This is a genomic window from Zhihengliuella sp. ISTPL4, assembly GCF_002848265.1.
Lineage (GTDB): Bacteria > Actinomycetota > Actinomycetes > Actinomycetales > Microbacteriaceae > Microbacterium.
Map to the genome: position 1 here is coordinate 2,164,599 of NZ_CP025422.1, position 20,977 is coordinate 2,185,575.

14 protein-coding genes are annotated in these 20,977 nt (G+C 71.9%); 3 read left to right on the forward strand and 11 right to left on the reverse strand.

What is annotated here, in order from left to right; genetic code table 11:
• Positions 1 to 8: 8 nt before the first annotated feature.
• Positions 9 to 323, reverse strand: a complete 315-nt coding sequence (locus CYL12_RS10460) for a WXG100 family type VII secretion target (RefSeq protein WP_101847547.1) — start codon at positions 321 to 323, stop codon at positions 9 to 11.
• 325 nt (positions 324 to 648) lie between these two features.
• On the opposite strand from CYL12_RS10460, the gene eccD reads away from it, so the two are divergent.
• From eccD to CYL12_RS10475, 3 genes are read left to right on the forward strand one after another with little or no spacing between them, the layout of a single operon-like run.
• Entirely contained in the window at positions 649 to 1,983 is a 1,335-nt protein-coding gene (gene eccD / locus CYL12_RS10465) for a type VII secretion integral membrane protein EccD (RefSeq protein WP_101847548.1), read from the forward strand.
• Between the two features lie 3 nt (positions 1,984 to 1,986).
• Positions 1,987 to 3,342 (forward strand): type VII secretion protein EccB, encoded by a 1,356-nt coding sequence (eccB, locus tag CYL12_RS10470; protein ID WP_101847549.1) that lies wholly within the window; start codon positions 1,987 to 1,989, stop codon positions 3,340 to 3,342.
• Entirely contained in the window at positions 3,342 to 4,652 is a 1,311-nt protein-coding gene (locus CYL12_RS10475; RefSeq protein ID WP_101847550.1) for a S8 family serine peptidase, read from the forward strand. Before eccB ends, CYL12_RS10475 begins: the two co-directional genes overlap by 1 nt.
• A gap of 23 nt (positions 4,653 to 4,675) precedes the next feature.
• Here the strand turns inward: CYL12_RS10475 and CYL12_RS10480 are convergent, their stop codons facing one another.
• From CYL12_RS10480 to CYL12_RS10525, 10 genes are all read right to left on the reverse strand, one after another.
• Positions 4,676 to 5,137, reverse strand: coding sequence for a hypothetical protein (locus CYL12_RS10480; protein WP_101847551.1), 462 nt, complete (start codon positions 5,135 to 5,137; stop codon positions 4,676 to 4,678).
• Positions 5,138 to 5,192: 55 nt separating this feature from the next.
• Complete coding sequence (locus CYL12_RS10485) at positions 5,193 to 5,867, reverse strand: hypothetical protein (protein WP_101847552.1); 675 nt, start codon at positions 5,865 to 5,867, stop codon at positions 5,193 to 5,195.
• Positions 5,864 to 6,691 carry a PP2C family protein-serine/threonine phosphatase gene (locus CYL12_RS10490; RefSeq protein ID WP_101847553.1) on the reverse strand — a complete coding sequence of 276 codons (828 nt, stop codon included), beginning with the start codon at positions 6,689 to 6,691 and terminating at the stop codon, positions 5,864 to 5,866. The genes CYL12_RS10485 and CYL12_RS10490 overlap by 4 nt, the downstream gene beginning before the upstream one ends.
• Positions 6,688 to 8,274: a DUF5684 domain-containing protein gene (locus CYL12_RS10495; RefSeq protein WP_101847554.1), complete on the reverse strand. Its 1,587-nt coding sequence runs from the start codon at positions 8,272 to 8,274 to the stop codon at positions 6,688 to 6,690. Before CYL12_RS10495 ends, CYL12_RS10490 begins: the two co-directional genes overlap by 4 nt.
• Positions 8,271 to 10,814, reverse strand: coding sequence for a transglutaminase domain-containing protein (locus tag CYL12_RS10500; protein WP_101847555.1), 2,544 nt, complete (start codon positions 10,812 to 10,814; stop codon positions 8,271 to 8,273). The genes CYL12_RS10495 and CYL12_RS10500 overlap by 4 nt, the downstream gene beginning before the upstream one ends.
• The gene (locus CYL12_RS10505; protein WP_101847556.1) at positions 10,811 to 12,181 is read right to left on the reverse strand and encodes a DUF58 domain-containing protein; all 1,371 of its coding nucleotides are present in this window, start codon (positions 12,179 to 12,181) and stop codon (positions 10,811 to 10,813) included. The genes CYL12_RS10500 and CYL12_RS10505 overlap by 4 nt, the downstream gene beginning before the upstream one ends.
• Complete coding sequence (locus CYL12_RS10510; protein ID WP_062635364.1) at positions 12,178 to 13,167, reverse strand: AAA family ATPase; 990 nt, start codon at positions 13,165 to 13,167, stop codon at positions 12,178 to 12,180. Before CYL12_RS10510 ends, CYL12_RS10505 begins: the two co-directional genes overlap by 4 nt.
• 34 nt (positions 13,168 to 13,201) lie before the next feature.
• The gene (locus CYL12_RS10515) at positions 13,202 to 19,120 is read right to left on the reverse strand and encodes an Ig-like domain-containing protein (protein ID WP_101847557.1); all 5,919 of its coding nucleotides are present in this window, start codon (positions 19,118 to 19,120) and stop codon (positions 13,202 to 13,204) included.
• Positions 19,120 to 20,253 (reverse strand): serine/threonine-protein kinase, encoded by a 1,134-nt coding sequence (locus CYL12_RS10520; protein ID WP_233486711.1) that lies wholly within the window; start codon positions 20,251 to 20,253, stop codon positions 19,120 to 19,122. The genes CYL12_RS10515 and CYL12_RS10520 overlap by 1 nt, the downstream gene beginning before the upstream one ends.
• A gap of 130 nt (positions 20,254 to 20,383) precedes the next feature.
• Entirely contained in the window at positions 20,384 to 20,953 is a 570-nt protein-coding gene (locus CYL12_RS10525; RefSeq protein WP_101847559.1) for a DNA-3-methyladenine glycosylase I, read from the reverse strand.
• Between the last annotated feature and the right edge of the window lie 24 nt (positions 20,954 to 20,977).

The following is a 20,977-nucleotide window of genomic DNA, read 5'->3' on the forward strand; positions in this document are numbered from 1 at the left end:
GTCTGCGCTCAGGCGCCCATCATCGAGCCGAGGCCCGCGATGGTCTGCTGATGAGCTTCTTCGGTCGCGGCCTGGTCGCGCTCGGTGCCGGCGAGGGCATCCTCGAGCGTCACGAGGACCTCGTTGAGCTGACGAGCCTGCTCGTCCCACCGCGACATCAGCGTGGTGAACGATGCGGCGGCCGCACCCGTCCAGAACCCGCGCAGCTGCTCGATCTCACCGCGGACCTTCTTGGTCTGCTGGTCGATCCCGGACTTCGTCTCCCGCACGGCCTGGGCTCCGCGACGCAGAGCCCCCTCTTCTGCGGAGATGACATCAGCCATTACTCACTCCCTCCGGTCCCCATGAGGACACACGCGGGGGAGCGCCTTCCCGAACCGGGATGACTTCGAAACAACCCCCGACCAATCTGTTTCCGCACATAGGCTAAGGCAAGGCGGCGCCCATTTCCAACGGCCTGGACAGATCCGTATCAGAATTCCTCCGTTCGATCGATGTCTGACGTGGACCACTGACCGAACCTCCTCCCCGGTGGCGCGCGCGCTTGCAGCAGATAGGATCTGGCCTGTCAACTAGAGTGAGTCCGGGCCGGACCCCCGCAATGCCTGCGGCGGGAGAGCATCGCACACGTGGGGGGACACCACCGATATGAGCCAGAGCGGCACCGTGGCAGGAACCGTGCTGCGGATCTCCGTCGTCAGCGACGACCGCAGGCTCGACGTGGGGGTGCCGTCGCAGGTCCCCCTCGTGGAGATCATCCCCGGCTTCGCCCGCAGTCTCGGCGTGCTCGATCCGACCCTCACGCACGGCGGATACGCGCTGCAGCGGGCGGACGGCACTCCCCTCGACCCCGCTCGCGGTGCTGCGGCCCAGGGCGTGCACGACGGTGAGCTGCTGACCTTGGTGCGTGGCGGGCTCATGCGCGAGCCGCGCATCTACGACGACGTCGTGGAAGCCGTGATCGATGCGACGGCGGAGCAGCACAACTCCTGGACGCCCGCGGACAGCTCCCGGACCGCCCTCTTCGTCAGTCTCACCTTCCTCGCCCTCTGCGCCGTGCTCCTCGTCGCGACGCCGCCGACGTCTCTGCTTCCGGCGATCATCGCGGGATCGGGCGCGGTCGTGCTCAGCGTCGCCGCCGCCGTGTTGATGCGGCTGCGGCAGCCCGAGGCGGGTCATGCGCTCGGGCTCACCGCCGCGGCGTACGGCGGGCTCGCGGGCTACCTCGCGGTCCCCGCGCAGAGCATCTGGGGCTGGCCGCTCGCCGCTCTCGGGCTCGGACTCGTCGTCGTCGGGGGCCTCAGCCTGGCTGTCACCCAGGACAAGCCCGAGATCCACCTCGCGCCCATCGCCCTCGGCGCCTCGATCGGGATCACGGCCACCGCGGCCGCGGTCTTCGGCGACCCGCTCGCCTCGTATGCGCTGATGCTCGCGACCACGGCGCTGCTCGCGAACGGCATCCCCTGGCTGGCTCTGAGCTCCACCCGCATCCGGGTGATCTCGCCGCAGAGCGACGCCGACATGTTCTCCGCACCGCAGCCCATCGACGCCGAGGAGGTGAAGCGTCGCGCCGCCGCCGGGACCCGCACGCTGATCGCGCTCCGTGCCGCGCTCGGTCTCGCAGCCCTCATCGCGACCCCGCTCGTCGCCGCCAGCGGCGTCACGGGCGCCGTGCTGTGCGTACTCGCCTTCGTCGGCATGATGTTCCAGTCGCGGCAGATGCACGCGCGGCTCGGGGTCCTCGTGCTGATGGCGATCGGGGCGATCGGCCTCGCCGCGACCGGTGTGACCGTCGCGCTCACCCTCCCCGACGTGCGCACCTGGATGCTGCTCATCCTCGTGGTCGCGACCGTGGTGCTCATCGGACTCACCCTGCTCACGCCGAAGGCCCGCCTCCGCCTCACGCGGCTCGGCGACACGGTCGAGGTCGTCGCGCTCGCCCTCCTCCTCCCGCTCGGGGTCATCACGGCGGGGCTCGTCTGACTGATGGCGACCAAGAAAGACCTGATCGAAGCCCAGGGCTTCAGCCGACGACGACTCCTCTCCGCCTTCACCGGCGGCGCCCCCGGCGGCAAAGAGCTCGAACCCGCCAAGCCGCTGCGCGCCGTCATCGCGGGCATCGCCCTCACCGTCGGCGTGATCCTCGTCGGCGTGTTCTGGGGCATCATGCAGCCGGGGCTCCCCGGCGACTGGCAGAACAACCGCCTCATCGTCGCCACCGACACGGGCGCGCGCTACGTCTCGGTCGAGGGGACGCTGTACCCCGTGATCAACACGGCCAGCGCGCGCCTGCTCATCCCCGCCGGCGAGTTCAAGGTCGTGCGCACGGACCAGGCCGCCCTCGACGGCATCCCGGTCGGCGGATCGATCGGCATCCTCGGCGCCCCTGACGACCTGCCTACCCCGAACGCCCTGATCAACACGGCATGGACCGCGTGCGTCGATGACGCCGCCGGTACCGCCGTCTCGCTGTCGGGGACGCCGATCGCGGCACCGTCGACGGGCACGGGCGCCGTGGTGCAGCGCGGCGACGAGCTCTTCGTGATCGCCGACGGCCTGCGATACGCGGTCCCCGCCGACGACGCGAACGCGGTGCTGCGCGCGGTCGGCCTCGGCACGAGCGACGTCATCGAGGTCGACGGGCGCTGGCTCAACCTCTTCGAGAGCGGCGCCGATCTGGAGCCGATCCGCCTGAACGCCGTCGGCGCCCGGGTGCCGGGGACCGACCTGACGGCGGGCACGATCGTGCACGTGCAGGGCAGCCCCGCGGACGAGCGCTACGTCGCGCTCGCGACCGGAGAGCTCGCGCGCCTCAGCCCGCTCGCGTACCAGCTCTACCTGCTCGGCAGCGCGCAGGAAGCCGGCGCGGACGAGGAAGAGGTGTCCCCGGCGGAGGTGGCCGATGTTCCGACGGTGCCGAACGCCGGTGGCGACGACTGGCCCACGCTTCCGCTGACGCCGCTCGCGTCCGGCGAGACTCCATGCGCCGTTCTGGGTGACGACGCCCGCACCGTCCTCGGGTCCACGAGCACCGAGCTGCCGGATGATCGCGACCGCGTCGGCGTCACCGTCGGCGGCGGTGCCCTCGTCCAGACGAGCGGCCCCTCGGACGAAGCGGTGGGCATGGCCGTGCTCGTCGACGAGTCCGGCACCGCCTACGCCATTCCGGGTGCCGTCCTGGACGAGTCGGCCGAAGACGCGGCGAGCGGACCACTCGCCCAGCTCGGCTACACCCCGGGCGACGTCGGACGGGTGCCGAGCGCCTGGATCGACTTCTTCGCCGCCGGGCCGGCGCTGACCACGGAGGCCGCGAGAGAGTCGCCCGGCTCCGAGGACGAGTGATGCGCCGCCGTGCCGCTCTCGCCACCCTCGTGGTGGGTGCTGCCGTGCTGGGGACGCCGGCCGCCGCGGTGGCCGCGATGCCTGCTCCCGCGACGATCGTGTCGATGGCGACCGGCGCCTGCGAACCCGGCACCGTCGTGTTCGCTCCCGAAGCACCATCGGCGCTCGCCGCCCTCGGGGCGGAGGACGCGAACCGCCTCGCCACCGGGGAAGGCGTCGTCGTGGCGGTGGTCGACTCCGGGATCGACGCGGGCAACCCGCACCTCGCCGGCGTCGTCGTCGGCGGCGTGAACCTCGTGGGCGACGGCGAACGCGGCGACGGTCTGAGCGATCTGACCGGGCACGGCACGGCGATCGCCGGGCAGATCGCGGCGCAGCCCGTCTCCGGCTCCGGCGTCGTGGGGCTCGCCCCCGACGCCCGCCTGTTGTCCGTGCGTGCGTTCCGCAGCGACTCGCCGCAGGACGTCGACAAGGGGTGGGGCCCGAGCGCCCAGCGCCTCGCCGAAGGCATCAACTGGGCGGCCGACAACGGCGCCGACATCATCAACGTCTCCTCATCGCAGGCAACGGACTCCCCCGAACTGCGGGGTGCGGTGGAGCACGCGGCTGCCGTCGGAGCGCTCGTCGTCGCCAGCGGTGGCAACAGGGCCTCCGACCCCGAGGCGGAAGACGGAACCCGGTATCCCGCCGGCTACGAACAGGCGCTCGGCGTCAGCGCGGCCGACGCGAACGGCCTCGCGACCGACAGCTCGATCCACGGGCCCCAGGTCGGAGTCACGGCCCCCGGCGCGAATGTGCTCACCGCGGCGACGGGCGGCGGCGACTGCCTGTTCGCCTCCGACGCCCCGGCGTCGAGCTTCGCGACCGGCTACGTGAGCGCGGCGGCGGCGCTGGTCGCCGAGGCGCACCCGGAAGATCCGCCCGCGGGGTGGGCGTACCGGCTCACGGCGACCGCACTCCGCGCGGATGCCGACAACCGCGATGACGTGAACGGCTGGGGCTTCATCCGGCCCTCCGCCGCCATCCAGCTCCTTCCCGACCCCACCACCCGTGGCCCCATCAGCCCGTTCTTCGACACGGCGGAGAGCGCCGTGCGCCCGCCTGCCGTGAGCGTCGACCCCGACCACGGCGTGCCGCCCTTCGTCCTCACCCGCGAGATGGCGTTGATCGCCGCGATCGCCGGGGCCAGCCTGCTCGGGGTCCTCGGCATCCTCATCGTGCTCCGGCGACGCCGGGAGGCTCCTGCCGACGCGACGGCCGAGGTCGAACGACGGGGCGGCCTCCTCGATCGCCCCGAGCCCGAGGCCTGAGAGTCCGAGAGTCTGACTCCGGGTCAGCGCCCGGCGGCTGCCGCCCGTCGCTCCCTGACGACGGCGCCGCCGAGCGCGGCACCCGTGACCACGGCGGCACCTCCGAGCACCACGAGAAGCAGCGCGACGGCCGCGCCGTTCACACTCTGGATGACCTGGCTGTACACGAAGGCGGCCATGCTGCCGAGGACGCCGAGGAAGAAGGCCGCAGCGATCAGCCACAACAGCGGCGTCATCGCCGTCGGACGAGTCGCAGGGCGGCGCAGGAACCGGACGGCGAAGACGCCGAAGAGGAAGGACACCCCGGCGACGACCAGCGCGAGGAGGCCACCGACGAGGAGGGCGACGTCCGCTCCCGCAGCGAAGAGCGACGGCACGGCGACGATCATGGCCACAGCACCGATCACGAACGACACCACCCCGGCGATCCGTGAGCGGCGCGACGTGCTGCTCGTCTCCGCCGACCGCTTCGCACCCTCAACCATCCGACTGTCCTCTCTTCCTGCTTCCGCCACCCTAGCGAGACCGCAGGGCGCCTCCTCACCCGAAGACGACGAAACCGAGGACGACGAGACCGGCAACCGACACGAAGCCCGCGCCGACGGTCGCCGCGAGGGTGATGACACTCCACCGCTGCGCCTGCTTGGCGACGGATGGCAGGCCGGGCTCCACCACCCGCGTGGGAGCAGCCGCGCCGACGACGACGGGCGGAGCGACGGGAGTGCGCGGTGCTGGCCGGGGCTTGTAGATCGCGGGGGCCGGTGCGCCGTCCGGGGCGGCGAAGGAATCGACGCGGAACCGCGGCCCGGCAGGCTGGGGTGCGATGCCGTCGCCTTCTGCGGCGGCACCCTTCTTCCGTCGCAGGCGTCGAGCCCGACGCACGACCGCCACGGTGGCATCCTCGGGGGCGTCGGCCGCCGGAGGCGTGGAGCGGTCGACGACCAGCGTCGCGTCGTCGATGGCCTCGCCCGCGGCGTCTTCGGGCCCGGCATCGTCCGGCTCATCGGCGACGGCGCCCTCGGGCGCGTCCTCCGCGGCATCGTCCGTTCGGTCGGGGGCCGGAGCCGTCTTCGCGCGATCCACCACGACGGTCGCCTCATCGACGGCGGACGATGTGTCATCGGACACCGGCGGCGGCGCATCGGTCGCCGCCTCGGCCCGCCGACGGTCCCGCCGCGTCAGGATGACGGTCTCCTCGACCTCATCGTTGCTCATCGCGCTCGCACCGGGACCGTCGTGCCCTCGAGCATCGAGTCGGTGAGCGCGGACACCGCGGCCCGTCCGCCCGTCGCGTCGTCGGGACGCGTGCGTGCGCCGCCCGAGACGACGTCGATCACGAGGACGGAGACGTTGTCGCGCCCTCCACCCTGCAGCGCGCGGCGCACGAGCGCCGCCGCCGCGGTCTCCGGGCGGCCGTTCATGGTCAGCGTCGCGCGGATGGCTTCGTCGCTGACCTCGCCGGTGAGCCCGTCGGAGCACAGCAGGAGCCGCTCGCCGTCGACGACGGGAAGGAGCCAGCTGTCCGCGGTGCTGTCCGGGGCGCCGACCGCCCGGGTGATGACGTTGCGCTGCGAGAACGAGGCCAGGTCTTCCGGGCGGAGCTCCCCGGCGTCGACGAGCTCCTGTCCGAGGGAGTGGTCGATCGTGAGCTGCGCCAATTCGGTGCCGTGGTGCCGGTAGACCCGGGAGTCCCCGACGTTGAAGACGAGCCAGTGCGGGGCGCCCTCGTGCTCCACGAGTGCCACGCCCGTCACGGTGCTGCCCGCCCCGCGCTTGTGCGCCGCGGCGATGTCCTCGACGACGGCCGCGGCGCGGCTGAGAGCGTCGCTGATGTCACCGACGTCGACCGCCCGCCCGCGCAGCGGCTCGAAGGCGGCGACGACAGCCGCGCTGGCGCGATCACCGGCCTCGTGCCCGCCCATACCGTCAGCGACCAGGAAGACCGGACGCGCGTCGAGCACGGCGTCCTCGTTGGCCGTCCGCGTGAGCCCGGTGTCGGTCAGCGCGGCGACCCGGAGGACGACGGATTCCACGGTCACGAATCGCGCTCCGCGACGACGTGCATGCCGACTTCGCCGAGGATGAACCGGCCGGTGCCGACCACGCTCTCTCCGGCGTCCAGGAGGGTCTCCGAGCCGTCGTCGGCGACGACCACGACCCCGTTGGTGGCGTGCAGGTCGGTCAGACGCCACTCGTCCTCCTGCACCACCAGCCGGGCGTGGGTCTTCGACAGCGTGCGGGTGGTGTCCGGGATGGCCAGCCGCTGCTCGCCCGGTTCCCCGGTGGGGTTCCGACCGATCACGACGCTCGCGCCGGACAACGAGAACCGACGACCGTCGTCCAGCACAAGGACGCGCCGCACCCCGCGCTTGCGGGCGACGACCACCGTGGCGTCGAGGTCATCATCGGTGGGACGCGGCGTCACCACGGTCTTGTCGACGTCGGGCGCGAGTCCGCCGGGCGCAGCGGGAGTCGGTGTCGCGGGTGCAGACGCCGGGGCGCTCTGCTCCCCGGCGGGTGTCACCGTCATCGACGGAACCGGGCGGATCGTCGGCATCTGTGCGGCTTCGGGCTGTCCGCCGTCGCGGAACGAAGGCGGCACGGGCCGGACGACGCGGTTCGCCTCCGGCGTCGGCGCGACGGAGGGCTCCTCGCTCCGCGCCGCCTCGGTCGTGGGCGCGGGGGCGGGCGCGGACTGCGGGGCGGCCGGCGGCACGTCGCCCATCGCGGCCATGATGCCCGTGGGCGGGTGTGCCCCGGAGGGCTGCGGCTGCGCGGCGGGCGGCGCCGGTGCGGCCGCGGGCGGAAGCGGCTGCGGGGACGGTGCCGCGGGGGAGGCAGTGGCCGCAGGTGCGACAGGAGCGGCGGCGGGCGGCGGCGCGGGCGGCGCCGGTGGCGCCGAAGACGGGGACGGTGCCGCGGGAGACGGATCCTGTGGCGGTGCGACCGACTCCGCAGGCGGAGCGAACGTCGGCGGAGCGAACGACCTCGGCGCCGCGGGTTCGCTCTGCGGAGCGATCGCGGCCGAGGCGGCCGCCGGCGGCGCGGCTGCCGGGGGCGGGGTCGGTGCGCCCGCGGGCGGCGCAGCGTAGTCCGGAAAGATCAGGGACGGCGTCTCCGGCGATCCGGTCCCCGTCGGGGCGAACGAGGGGATCGTGTAGCCCGACGCATCCCGCGCGGGGGCCGCAGGCGGCGGTGCGCTGCGACGCGGTCCCGGCTGGAGCGCGGCGAGCCGGTCCCCCTCGGGGTAGGGCGCAGGACCCCACGCGAGAACGGTCGCCCACACCGGTGGCAGGAGGATGGCGAGCACGGTCATCCCAGCTCCCCGTCCGAAGCGCCGGTTGATCCGGTGGGTGGCGACGACCTTGAGGTAGATCCCATAGAGCTGCACGAGCGGGATGAAGTAGAACACCACCGACCAGGCGGGCACTCCCCCGCGCGCGAGGATCTCGGCCTCGTTGAGGACGGGCACCCACCCCTTCCACCCTTCCCCGTCGATGCGGGGGAACAGGCGCGACAACGCCAGGGCGTACCAGACGTAGACGGCCAGGCCGACGAGCAGGCCGAGTCCGACGATGACGGCGAGCATCGTGGCCAGACCGGAGTCCGCGGGCGCGGTCATGAGTCCCCCTTCTTCCGGTCATCCAGTGAACCGGTCCATCCGAGCGTACCGAGCGTGGGTCGTGCGCCGAAGCCGGGGAGGCGCAGGGTCCGCGTCCTGGCGACGAACGATGTCGGCCGCACGCGGGTACGCAGACGCCGCCACCGCGTCCTGGCCTTCGCGAGCTCCGCCCGTTCCGCGTCCACGATCACCCACGCGGCCGTCGCGTCTTCGGGCGTCGGCGGGTGCTCGGCGAAGACGGCGCGATCGACGAGGGCGGCCAGCCGGTGCGCGGCTGCGCGACCGCTCGACTGTGCGCGCTGGGCGCGGGTGCCGTCGGCGACCATGGGCACGTCGTGGTCGGCGTAGACGTCGGCGAGCTCCTCCCAGGCACCCGCCAGGCGCACCTCGGGGTCGGGCGCGGTGCGGCGTGCCCGTGCGCGCCGAGTCTTGGCGACCAGGAGCACGAGGAAGGGCAGAGCCAGCAGCAGGAGGACGAGGAGGCCGAGACCGACCCCCTTGAGGATGGGCAGGAGGACGGCGAGGACTTCCGAGGCCGGTTCCTCCAGCGGGGGCGCATCGTTGTTCGCGTCGCTCTGCGCCTGCGGCGGATCCAGGGCCTCCGACCGCGGCTGCTCCGGGACGGTCGGATGCTCCGGCAGCTGCTCACCCTCGGTGATGGCACTCGGCAGCATCGCGTACTGCGGCGTCGCATCGACGGGGATCCACTCCCCGCCCGACGCACGCACCTCGACCCAGGCGCTCATGTTCGCGCCGGTGCAGACCTCGGTACAGGCAGGGATTCCCGGGACCTCCTCCGCCGCCGCGAGGCGGGCCCCCATCACCACCCGGGATTCGAGGCCCCAGTGCTGAGCGAGAAGCGCCGCAGCAACCGAGAACTGCTCGTCATCCCCGACCGCCGATACGAGCAGTTCCGGGTCGGCGTCGGGGCCCGCGCGCCTCTCCTGTTCCGTCAGGTCGGTGAAGAGCTCCTCGATGCGAGCGGCAGAGTGCCCGGCGTAGCTGGGCGCGAATGCGTAGCCCTCGGATGCTTGGAGGGCCGCGATCCAGCCTGCGGCGGAGGCGTCCTCGATCAGGGCGTGACTGAGATAGCCGCGCGAGCGGAGCCGATCGATCAGCTCGAGGTAGCCCGCGCCGGTGCGTGGCTGTTCCTGCATCTCCGCCCATTCGACGAGCGCCGGGTACCGATCGGCGTCGAGGGTCGACCGACCACCCTGGAGTGCCGTGACGTCACCGGGGTTCCCCGGCGCATCGATCAGCACCGAATAGCGATCACCGGGCACGAGCCCCTCCCCGCCGCCCGGCGCGTCCGCGATGGTGATCGCGGTGTCCCCCTCGGCGTTCACGTGGAAGCCGTCGGCGAGGGCATCGGCCCGCTCGCCGGAGAAGGCGGGGGCCTCCGCGAGACCGGCCGGCGACGGGACCCAGATCCCCCGGTAGGCTTCGCCGATCGCGAGGTCGAGCGTCACCCGGCCGGATCCCGGGAGCGCGGAGCGCGGCAGGCGGCTGAAGCGGTCGTCCGCGTCGATGTGGAAGTCCTCGCCGTCGTACGCGTCGAGGGTGACCAGGCGGAGGCGGTCCACCGCGCCGGGTTCGCCCTCCAGCCGCACCACCGGGGTGTCCAGCGTGTCGCCGGAGAACCAGGAGCGGTACGAGCTGAGCGGACTCGGTTGTTCCTGCACCACCACCATGGGTTCGATCTCGTCGCGGAGCACGGAGCGATCCGACCAGCCGGCCGCGGCCGGAGCGATCGCGAAGCCGGCGACCAGGGCGACCGCGGCCAGACCCGCGGAGAGGAGGTGCCGGCGTACGGTGAGCCAGGCAGGGGTCGCCCGGCGGGAGATGTTCGCCGCCGCCACGCTGCGCAGGGCGGCGGCGCGCTGCATCCGCGTGCGCCCGACGACCCAGACGAGGGAGACCACGAAGACCGCGACGCCGATCAGCCATTCGCGCGGTGCGGGCAGCTCGACACCGGCCACCGAAACGGGAGCGGACGTGCCGCTCACACCGAAGGCGATGCCGAAGACGCTCATGGCCACGACCACAGGAACGGCGGCCACCGCCCGCTTGCCGCCGCCCCAGACGAAGAGGGTGGCGACGAACGAGCCGAACAGCATCACCACGAGGAAGGGGATGAGGACCGCCTGATACTCTCCCAGCGGCGGATTCAGGGTGAGCATCTGTTTCCAGCCCAGCACCACCCCGAGCACGGCATCCCGGACACCGCCGAGGAGGGCGGGCACGGAGGTGAGGGCGGAGGGGATGGCGAGCGGCACCGCGACCAGCAGGTACACGCCGGAGGCGGCTACCGCGGCGAGCAGCGTTCCCCAGCGCAGGATGCGCGCGACGACGGCGACGGCGATGCCGAGGAGGCCGCCGACGATCCCGACCGCGAGCGCCCGGGGAGCCACGTAGACCGGCCAGGCCGCCGCCGTCGCGAGGAGCACGCCGACCAGCACGTACCCCAGCGACCACAGGGTCAGCGCTGAGGGGAGGGTTCCGCGACGCGGCCGCCCGCGCTTCGGGCCGGCCGCACTCATCGCAGGGCTCCGCGGGCGAGCATCTGGGGGAGATCACCGAGCGCGCCGAGGGTCATCACCGCGAGTTCTCTGGCCGTCCGCATCGTCGGCTGCGCGCCGAGCTCGCTGCGGACCGCCACCGCCTCGACGGCCGCCGGGAGCTTCACCGCCGCGTGACGCAGGCGCTCGAGCGGCAGAAGCGAACCGGTGAGCAGGAAGCCGATCGAGAGGTCCGGGTACGACTGCGCGGTGAGCGCGGTGACGGCTTCGAGCCGCATCACGCGGGCCGCCTGATCGATCGTGGAGGTCGCGTCCAGGAGAGCTTTGGGGGTGACCGTGGGCAGCGTGCGGATCGACAGCACCTCGGCGCGGCCGTGCTCCGGGATCTCGTTGCTCACCGAGAACAGCACGTCCCGGCCGTCCCGCACACCCTGCAGCGCCAGCGAGGCGGCCGCGCTGACGGTGTTCTCGAACTCGTCGTCGTCGGCGTACGACTCCGGGTCGAGGTCGAGGATCACGGCGATGCGCGCGTGCCGGGACTCCTCGTACTGCCGCACCATCAGGGTGCCCGTCTTCGCGGTCGACTTCCAGTGGATGTGCCGCGGGGAGTCGCCGACGACGTATTCGCGCACGGCGTGGAACGAGAGGTCGGCGTCGACGAGAGTCGTGCTCGGGGTTCCCTCGAGATCGCGGATCAGGCCCGCGCTGGTGCTGGGGAGGCGCACGGTCACCGGGTGCACGTGGATGCGCTGCACGTCCGGCCAGCGCAGCTCTCGGCGGAGGATGCCGATCGGGTCGCCGCGGGTGATGGTCATGGGGCCGACGTCGATGACGCCGCGGTGGTGCGCGGCGATGGTCAGCTCCTCCCGATGGTGAGCCCCCGGACGCAGCAGCGGCACGTGCGCCTCGACCAGGCCCTCCCCCACCGGCACATCGACGACACCGGGGAGGGAGAGGCGCTCGCCGTTGTTGCGGACGTCGAGAGTCGCACCGATCTCGGCACCCGCGACGACGCGGTCGCGGTCGAGCACGAGATCGATCCGGTAGTCATGCGCACCCAGGATGAACGGCACGCAGGCGAGCAGCAGCACGAGTGCGATCGTGGCCACGGCCCAGGCCTCCACCCAGCCGAACAGCAGGCCGGCGAGCACGCCGAGCACCACCGCGACGGCCACGAGCATGCCCGCTGTGGTCACGGTCTCGCGGACCCAGCCGGCCGTGGCCCTGGCTGCACGCCCCACGGAGCGGACGACACGGCGCGCGCCGAAGACCGCACCGCGCACGGGACCGCGGCGCGTGCGGTCGTATCGCGTGACGGTGGACGTCCGCGTCGACGTGCTCGTGCCGGCGGTCGTCCGCGTCAGGCGGGATTCGGTGCTGAAGGTCACGCAGTGCCGTTCTCGCGCGGGGGCTCGACGTCGAGGAGGATCTGCCCGATCACGGCCACGGCGGTCACCCCGTCGAACTCGGCCTCCGGTTCGAGGACGAGACGGTGGGCGAGGGCGACCACGGCGAGCTCGCGTACATCGTCGGGCGTGACGAACGTGCGTCCGTTCTTGGCCGCCCACGTCATCACGAGCCGGGACAGCGCGAGAGCGCCGCGCACGCTGGCGCCGAGACGCACCTCGGACGCTCGGCGCGTGGCATCGACGATGCGCATGATGTAGTCGGACACCAGCGGGTTCACGTACACGCCGCGCGACATCTCTGCCATCGTCAGGATCGTGTCGGTGTCGACGATGCCGTCGAGCACCGTCTTCGGCCGGCCGGCCCCCTGCAGGATGCGCATGGTCGCCGCCTCGTCAGGGTAGCCGATCGAGGTCTTGATCATGAAGCGGTCGAGTTGCGCCTCAGGGAGCCGGTAGGTGCCTCCCTGCTCGATGGGGTTCTGCGTCGCCATCACGAGGAACGGGGAACCGACCGATCGTGTCACGCCGTCGACGGTGACCGTGCCCTCCTCCATGACCTCGAGCAGCGCGGATTGGGTCTTCGGGCTCGCCCGGTTGATCTCGTCGGCGAGCACGATGTTCGCGAAGACGGGCCCCGCGTGGAACTCGAACGTGCCCTCCTTCTGGTCGTAGACCGTGATGCCGGTCACATCGCCGGGGAGGAGGTCAGGCGTGAACTGGATACGGCTGCTCGTTCCGTTCACCGTCTGCGCCACGGCACGGGCGAGCGCCGTCTTCCCGGTGCCGGGGTAGTCCTCCAGAAGGACGTGCCCTCCGCTCACGGCGGTGGCGAGCACGAGCTCGACCACGTGCCGCTTGCCGAGGATCGCCTGCTCGATGTTGCCGGTCAGGATCGAGAACGTCTCGGCGAACCAGGAGGCCTGCTCGGGAGCGAGGGTGACGGGGGCTGCTGCGGTGGCTGGCATAGGGAAAGAGTATTCGTGTCGGGACGCTCGGCGATCAGGGGCACAGGCCCGTGACTCGATGCGTGATGGGGGTCAGGGTGGCGTAGGCACCGGTCCACGTGATCTTCACGTCGAAAGTGCCGGGGGTGTCGACGAGGGGCGTCGCCACGAGGGTGTACGAGCCGCGTGCGGCGCTGGACACCGTCACGACATCGTCCTCGACGACGGGCATGCAGGGTTGGAACACGGCGTTGACGACGGTCGGTGCGGTCGTCGCGGTGATGGTGACCTCGCCGGAGCAGGAGTTGCTCTGGCTGGCATGGCAGGCGCGGGCGAGGACCTGCCCTGGGGACGAGTCCGGCGTGAGCGCGAAATCATCGCGCCACGATCCGTACATGTAGTACTTCGGCACGAAGCCGTTCTCCACGTCGATGCGCGGGGCGGAGGACAGGCCGTAGTCGTAGCGGTTCCCGTCGCGGCGCGGGTCCTTCGCGACCGTGTAGGTGGTGTCGCCGCCGGGGCCGTCGACGAACGTGAACGTGAAGACGGCCGCGGTGGACGACTCGGCCACGCCGTAGCCGTTCGATGCGCACGCCTTGACGTAGTACAGCTGGTACGGCCGCAGCCCCTGGAGAGAGGGGGACTCGGAGCGCACCTCTCCGCCGGACACCCCCAGCGAACCGTCGCCGTTCGCGGTGCAGCTCACGTTGCCGGACCGCCAGGCCACGTAGGTGACCTGGACGCCCTTGGCACTGCCGTTGGCCTGGGCGGCGATGCCGGAGACGTTCACGGCCGTGTTGGAGACCGCGGCGGCCTGCGTCACCGAGGGATCGAAGTACACGGAGCCGGCGACCGTCACCGAGGTGCGGAAGGCACCACCTTCGTTCCCGCCACCGGTGGGCGGCTGGAACTGGCTGATCGGGACGATCGTCAGGGTCTGCGGTCCGGGCGAGAGCGCGATGCTGGCGGTGGTGGTCGCTCCTGTGCGGTTGACGACCTCGCCCGTCTCCTCGATCCGGAACGACACGGCATCGTCGGCCGCAGTGATGGACAGGTCGACTGCTCCGCGCCCGCGATCGGAGACGCCCGGGCGGTACACCGGCGTGGCCGTCGCGTTCGAGACGACCGGAGCGGCGTACGCCCAGCTGGTGTGCGGTGAGGTCGCCGCCGAGGTCCCGACGGCGTTGACGGCTGCCGCCGTGAACGTGTGCGGGGCGCCGTTCGTCAGCCCGTTCACCGTGCAGCGATAAACAGCGCCGGCAGGGCTGCAGGACGCGTTCGCCGGGGCGCCGTCCTGCAGGATCGTCACGCCGGAGACCGCGGGGTGTGCCCGCCCGGCCTCGCCCAGCGGCACCTCGAGCGCGACGGTCGTGCGCGTGAAGCCGACCGTGGTGACGCTCGCGGGTGCCTGCGGGAAACCCTGAAGGTCGAGAGTCAGGGTGCCGGTGCCGGTCCGCCCCTGGGCGTCCGCCACGACGAAGGGGATCACGCACTGTCCGCCGGGGGCCTGCCCGCCGCCGGGCCAGCTCGCCGTGATCGTCTTGGCTCCCGCGGTCGCGATCGAGGCGACATCGCAGCGCGCGCCCGCCCCGAGCGACATCAGCCGCAGCCCGGACCCCGGCTTCCCGGCGAACGGGTCGTACTCGCCCGCCACGTCGACGACGTCGATCGAGCAGTTGGCGTTCGTGACCACACACTGCTTCGTGAAGGTCGCCCCGCGCGGCGCGTCCGGCGGCGCCGCGCCGACGACCAAGCGCACGGAGGCGGACGGTTGGCCGTACTGCGGCACCGTCACGCTGACGTTCTCGGTGTTGCCCGGTCGCGCGTCGGCACGCGCCTCGATCGTCAGTTTCGCCCCGCTCTGCGTGACGACGAACGCGGAACCCGAATACACGATCCGGTACTCGAGGGAGCCCGCGTTACCCTCGCGCCCGCCTTCCCAGGCGGCCATGTTGGCGTAGAGGTCCACGCTCTCCGTCGCCCCGGGAGCGATCGTGTGCGAGATCGAGGAGAGGAGCAGCTGCGGCTCCGCGGGACGGATGCTGACGGGCACGTCGATGTATGACCAGCGCTTCTGGCCCTCCAGCCGCACCGGGACCAGGCAGGTGTCCGACCACGGCGCCTCACGACCGGCGCGGTATTCCGCGTTGCCCGGGCCATCGGCCGCGCACGACGCCGCGGCCCGCTGGGCCGTGAAGGCGCCCGAACCGATCTCGACGGCATCCGACGACGGCAGATCGAGGTAGTCCTGCACCGGGAAGGAGACAGTGTCGTCCTCGTCGACGGTGACCGGCGTCGCTCCGGGGACGAGCTGCACCTGCATGTCGTCGAACGCGGGGATCCTGAGGAAGCCGTACGCGGCCACATCACGTCCGCCTGCCGCGGTGCCGGTGAGCTGGAAGGGCACCAGCGCGCCCTCCTTCGGCGCGGTCCCCACGATGCGGTTGCCCCGCACCGTGTATCCGGGCTGCTCACCCCACAGGCTCAACCGCAACGACGACACATCGCCGGAGGGCCAGCGCACGCGATCCGTCACGACATCGATGCCGCCGTCTGCAAGGTCGGCGCGATCACGTGCGGTGACGACGGTGTCCGCCACGAGGGGCTGGTCGGCGACCGTGCCGTCGGTGACGGTGAGCACGATGAGGCCCTGCGCCGTGCTCCCGGTCCGCGTGGACTTCACGGTGTAGAAGTACGAGTTCGTCCCCGCGGTCTCCCCGGCGCGCAGCACGACGCGACCGTCCTCGAGAGAGGTGTCGGAGTCGATCAGCGCATTCAGCCGGTCGTACAGCGGATTCCCCTTGACGGGGGGCGCGTTCGGGACGAGCGCGGTGATCTCGAGCTCGCTCTGCGCAGGATCGAGGTCGTTCGACCGCGGGTCCAGCACGACCGGGGCCCGCGATCCCGCCTCGACGCGGACGTAGTCGCTGAAGGTCACCGGGGCGGCATCGTCGATATCCGCGTCGAGGACGCCGATGCGGACGGCACCGCTGCCTTCCTCTCCCTGCGGATCGCGCACGGTGTAGCGGAACGACACCTGACCGCCGTCCACTCCGCTCGCCGGCGCCCGGTACACGATCGCCTCGCCGTTCGCTGAGATGGTCGCCGTGCCGCCACCCTTCTTCGGCTGATCGACGCCGGAGAGCACCACGCGGTCGCCGTCGCCGTCCATGCCGGTCGTCGGCACCGGGATGGAGACCGTCTGGCCGCTGAGGACGCGACCGGTGAGGGCGATGGGTGTCGGGGCGCGGTTCGTCCCTGGCGGAACCACCGTGACCGTCACGACCCCGTCGTCGGACAGGGACGGGTTCCGTTCCAGCGAGACGGAGTACGTCAGACGGTAGGTGCCGGGGGTCGTCGGCGCGAGATATCGCAGGGCGTTGCGATCGGCGAAGACGAGTTCGTCCGGCTCGCCGGAGCCGGTCACCTCGGGGAGCACGAGGAGCGGCTCGCCGCGCGGGGCGACGTCGTTGGCGGCGACCTCGATGCGCGTGAGCGAGCCGGCGCGCACCGTCACCGCGTCCGGGAAGACGATCGGTCGGGTGACCGTCGACGGCGGGGTGAGGAACACGCTGACCGTGCCCTGGACGGCGCCGCCCGCCCCGTCCGCGACCGTGACCGTCGCCTTGCCGATCAGGCCGGGCTCACCGTCCTCCGTCGTCCCGTTGATCCGAAGGCTCTCGTTGCCGACCACACGCACGTTGAGCTGCGGCGTGGAGCTCACAGCGTCGGACAACAGCAGCACCCGTCCGCTGGTGTTCTGCACGGCGCGGAGAACGTCGACGGTCGTGTCCTCGCCCTCCCGGACGAACGCCGTCAACGGCGCCATCGCGAGGCCCGATGAGCCGTCGACCGCGGTGATGCGGATGACGCCGGACTGTTCGGCCTGCGTGGTGACGTCCTGAGCGGTGTAGGTGACCACGTACTGGCCCGGCTCGGCGGCCGTGAGCTCCACGGTGCCGGAGGCCGCGTTCGGGCTGACCTCGAAGCCCTGCGCCGTCGCGGCGGTCTGTACGGCGTCGACGAGGCGGTAGGACCCGGAGCCGCCGGACAGGTGGTCCGAGATCCGGATGGACTGGCGCTCCCCCACCCGCGCGGTCATCGCGACGGCCGACGCCTGCAGAGCCGGGCTGCCGCTGACCTGCACCTCGAGGGTCTTCTCCGCCGTCGCCCCGTGCACGTCCTGCACCACGACCGTGACCGAGATCACGGCATCCGCGGCGTTCGGGTCGGTGTGTCGGATCGCCACGCGCCCGTCGTCCGTCGGCGCCACCATCACCGGCGCCGAGGAGTCCGTCTCGTACGCATCGCTCAGGATGAACGCATCGCCCTCGGGGTCGACCCATCCGGAGAGGGCGGAGACGATCGTGCTGCCGCCGGCGAGGATCTGCGGTGTCGGCCAGTCCTGAGTGCAGGCGTCGACGCCGCACCAGACGGGAGCGGAATTGACCCCGGGATCGACGACCGTCAGCGTCACGGTCGCCGGTGGCGAGACCGCGGCGCCGTCGGTGACGGCGTACGTGAAGCTCGTCTGCCCGGAGCGCGCCTTCACGTTCACGACGAGGGATTGACCGTTCGCCACGAGGGCCAGGTCACCGAAGTCCGGGTCGTTCAGCCCCGCCGAAACCGAGTCCGGATCGATCGTCAGGACGTCCTTCTTGTTCGGATCGTGATCGTTCAGAAGCACGGGCAGGATGACCTGCTCCCCTGCGCGCACTCCGAACGCGTCGTCGACCGCGACCGGCGGAAGCTGCTCCGCCACGTCCTCGACGACGATCGTGCCCTCCTGCTGCTCGGTGTCGTCTTCGATCTTCCACTGCTCGAGCGGGATCAGCACACCGTCCGGCGCGGTCCAGATGAGGCCGGTGCCCGTCTCGACCAGCACAGCGCGGTCGCCGTTGCCCTGGAAGACCGGCTCGATGGCGGCCGCGTCGAGCGTCTCGTCCGGAACCTGCAGCGGCGTGGTCTCCCCGGCACTCCACAGGGTCCCGCCGCCGCTGTCGAGCCAGGCTGCGTAGGCCTCCCCGCGAACGGTGACCGGGGCAGCCGGGACGCCGGACGCCTCTGCCACCCGGTCGGACTCCCCGGAGGAGAGATCCACGGAGACGAGACCGTCCGAGTCGGCGACGAGCACGGCTTCGCCCTCCGCTGCGCCGCGCTGCAGGCGGGCGTCCTCGGCGACGTCCAGCTCGACGGCCTCATCGCGGCCGGACACCCAGAGCTCTCCGGTCGTCGGCTGCAGCATGGCCCAGCGGTCGCCGACGACCGCGATCGCGAGCCCTTCGCCGGCCTCCGGCGCGTCGGACACGGTGGTCGCATCCCCGAGGAACCGGTGCTCCTCGATGTCGAAGCGGCGGACCGCCCCCTCGTCCGCCGAGTAGAGGACGAGCAGACCATCCGGCGAGAGTCCGATCGCGTCGGCCGTGTAGGTGGGCGGATCCTCCCCCTCCTCGACCTCGACCTCCGCGAACGGATCGACGGGGGCCGTCCCGGCTCCGGCGGCCAGGGTCGACACGGACACCTGTCCGGTGTCGGTGCGGTAGGCCACGTAGACGCCCGCGGAGAGCACATCGCGCGTCCCGGCGGGGGTCGGCTGCGAGGCGAGCGGCGTCCCCTCCTCCGAGCTGTCGGAGAGGAGGTCGGCGGGGCTCGCGGCGTCGACGTCCCACCGCTGCCGGTTGCCCTGCGCATAGAGCACGGTGCTGGAGCCGCTCTGCCAGACCGCCTCGGGGTCGTCGACGTCCCGGACCGTGTCGATCTCGGCGAGTTCGGTGTTGACACGCGCGTACTGCCCGCTGTCCCGCATGACCCAGACGGCGGGTTCGAGACGCGGCACTTCCTGCGACTGGTACCCCTGGGCGGTCACCGCGAGCCCGACGACGACCACGAGCGCCAGGATCCCCGAGATCAGCGCGATCAGCCGGCCTCGCGACGGGGTCGCGGCCTCGGCGCCTTTGCGGTTCCCTGCCGCCATCAGAGGACCCCGGTGAGGAACAGGACCGCAGTGCCGATGCCCGCGATCGCAGCGGCCCCGATCACCGCGCCGACGATGCCGACGACGAGGGGCGACCGGTTGCGGCCGCGCGTGCCGGCGGGGACGTCATCCCGCTCGCGGGGTGAGGACTGCGGACGGGCCGCACGCGCCGCCCTCCGCGAATCGGGCGCGACCGTCGTGATGACCGGGCCGCGGACGGCGGAGTCGGAGAAGTTCACCGGTGCGGCCGCGGCCCACTCCGCCGACGCCGCCTCGAACGCCGTCGGTGAGATGCCGAGCTCGTACTGCGCCCAGCGCAGCTTCTCCGCGAATTCCGCCATGCTCGCCGGTCGCTTCGCCGGGTCGCGGTGCATCGCGCTCGCGAAGATGTCGTCGATGAGTGGCGGAATGCCGGGGACCGGCACCGCCGTGTAGCGCGCCTTGATGATCCGGTCCGTCAGCTGATCGCGCGAGTTCGAGCCGCGGTCGGCGCGCTCGAAAGGGCTGCGGCCGGCAAGCAGCGTGTAGAGCGTCGCGCCGAGGCTCCATACCTCGCTGGGGATCGAGCCGGACACCCGCTCCTGGAGCACCTCGGGAGAGCTCCACGGCACGGACATCGCGATCGTCTCGCTCTCGCCTTCCTCGATGACGGCGGCTGCGATGCCGAAGTCGGCCAGGACCGGCGCGCCCAAGGAGTTGATGAGCACGTTCGACGGCTTGATGTCGCGGTGCAGCAGTCCGGCCCGGTGCACGGTCTCCAGCGCGCCGGCCATGCGCACGCCGATGTCGAGCACCTCGGCGAGCGGAAGCGGGGCCTTCTTGTACCGCGCGCTCATCGTGTCAGGGCAGTACTCCATCGCGAAGTAGGGCCGCCCGTCCGCCGAGATGGAGGCCTGGTAGATGGTGACGATCGACGGGTGCGCGCTCAGGCGCGCCGAGATGTCGGCTTCCACGTTGAAGGTCTGCAGCACTCCGGGGTTCACGGCATCCGCGAGCAGCACCTTCACGGCGACGACGCGGCGTGGCATGTCCTGTTCGTAGAGGAACACATCGGCGAACCCGCCGGACCCGAGGGGACGCACATAGCTGTAGCCCGCCAGCGTCGGCGGTGTCGCTGCCATGCGCGTTGCCACTCCTGCTCCTCACGGTCTGCTGGGAGACCGCGCGCCTGCAGCCACCCGGCGTCGTGCGCCGGGGGATCCCCCGATGTGCCGAGTATATCGGGCGTGAACGCACCGCTCCGCGCTCTTTCCGGTCGGAAGGTCAGGCCTTCCAGCACCCCTCGATGTGATCGTCCACCATGCCCGCGGACTGCATGAGGGCGTACATCGTCGTCGGGCCGACGAAGCGGAACCCGCGGCGCCGCAATTCTTTGCTCAGAGCGGTCGACTCCGGTGTGACGGCGGGGACCTCGGCGAACGACCCGGGGCGCGTCGCGGACGGCGGCGGAGCGAACGACCACATCAGGGCGTCGAGCTCGCCCTCCGCCATCGACTGCACGATCTGCGCGTTGCCGATCGTCGCGAGGATCTTGGCACGGTTGCGGATGATGCCGGGATCAGCCATCAGCCGTTCCACGTCCGCGTCGTCGAACGCTGCCACGGCCTCCGGCACGAATCCGGCGAACACCTCACGGAACCGCGGACGCTTGCGCAGGATCGTGATCCAGGAGAGACCTGCCTGGAACCCTTCGAGCGCCATCTTCTCGAACAGCGCACGGTCACCGTGCAGCGGCGTCCCCCACTCCTCGTCGTGGTATCGGCGGTACTCAGCGTCGTCGCCGACCCACGCGCACCGCGCGCGGGAGTCGGGCCCCAGGAGGAGGGAGGTCATCCCCTCACCGTATCCACCCCCACC

Coding starts and splice junctions, on each gene's coding strand:
- CYL12_RS10510 (WP_062635364.1), bottom strand. CDS start 13,167: ATGCCAGCCACCGCAGCAGCCCCCGTCACCCTCGCTCCCGAGCAGGCC.
- CYL12_RS10525 (WP_101847559.1), bottom strand. CDS start 20,953: ATGACCTCCCTCCTCCTGGGGCCCGACTCCCGCGCGCGGTGCGCGTGG.
- CYL12_RS10495 (WP_101847554.1), bottom strand. CDS start 8,274: ATGACCGCGCCCGCGGACTCCGGTCTGGCCACGATGCTCGCCGTCATC.
- eccD (WP_101847548.1), top strand. CDS start 649: ATGAGCCAGAGCGGCACCGTGGCAGGAACCGTGCTGCGGATCTCCGTC.
- CYL12_RS10475 (WP_101847550.1), top strand. CDS start 3,342: ATGCGCCGCCGTGCCGCTCTCGCCACCCTCGTGGTGGGTGCTGCCGTG.
- CYL12_RS10515 (WP_101847557.1), bottom strand. CDS start 19,120: ATGGCGGCAGGGAACCGCAAAGGCGCCGAGGCCGCGACCCCGTCGCGA.
- CYL12_RS10480 (WP_101847551.1), bottom strand. CDS start 5,137: ATGGTTGAGGGTGCGAAGCGGTCGGCGGAGACGAGCAGCACGTCGCGC.
- CYL12_RS10485 (WP_101847552.1), bottom strand. CDS start 5,867: ATGAGCAACGATGAGGTCGAGGAGACCGTCATCCTGACGCGGCGGGAC.
- CYL12_RS10500 (WP_101847555.1), bottom strand. CDS start 10,814: ATGAGTGCGGCCGGCCCGAAGCGCGGGCGGCCGCGTCGCGGAACCCTC.
- eccB (WP_101847549.1), top strand. CDS start 1,987: ATGGCGACCAAGAAAGACCTGATCGAAGCCCAGGGCTTCAGCCGACGA.
- CYL12_RS10460 (WP_101847547.1), bottom strand. CDS start 323: ATGGCTGATGTCATCTCCGCAGAAGAGGGGGCTCTGCGTCGCGGAGCC.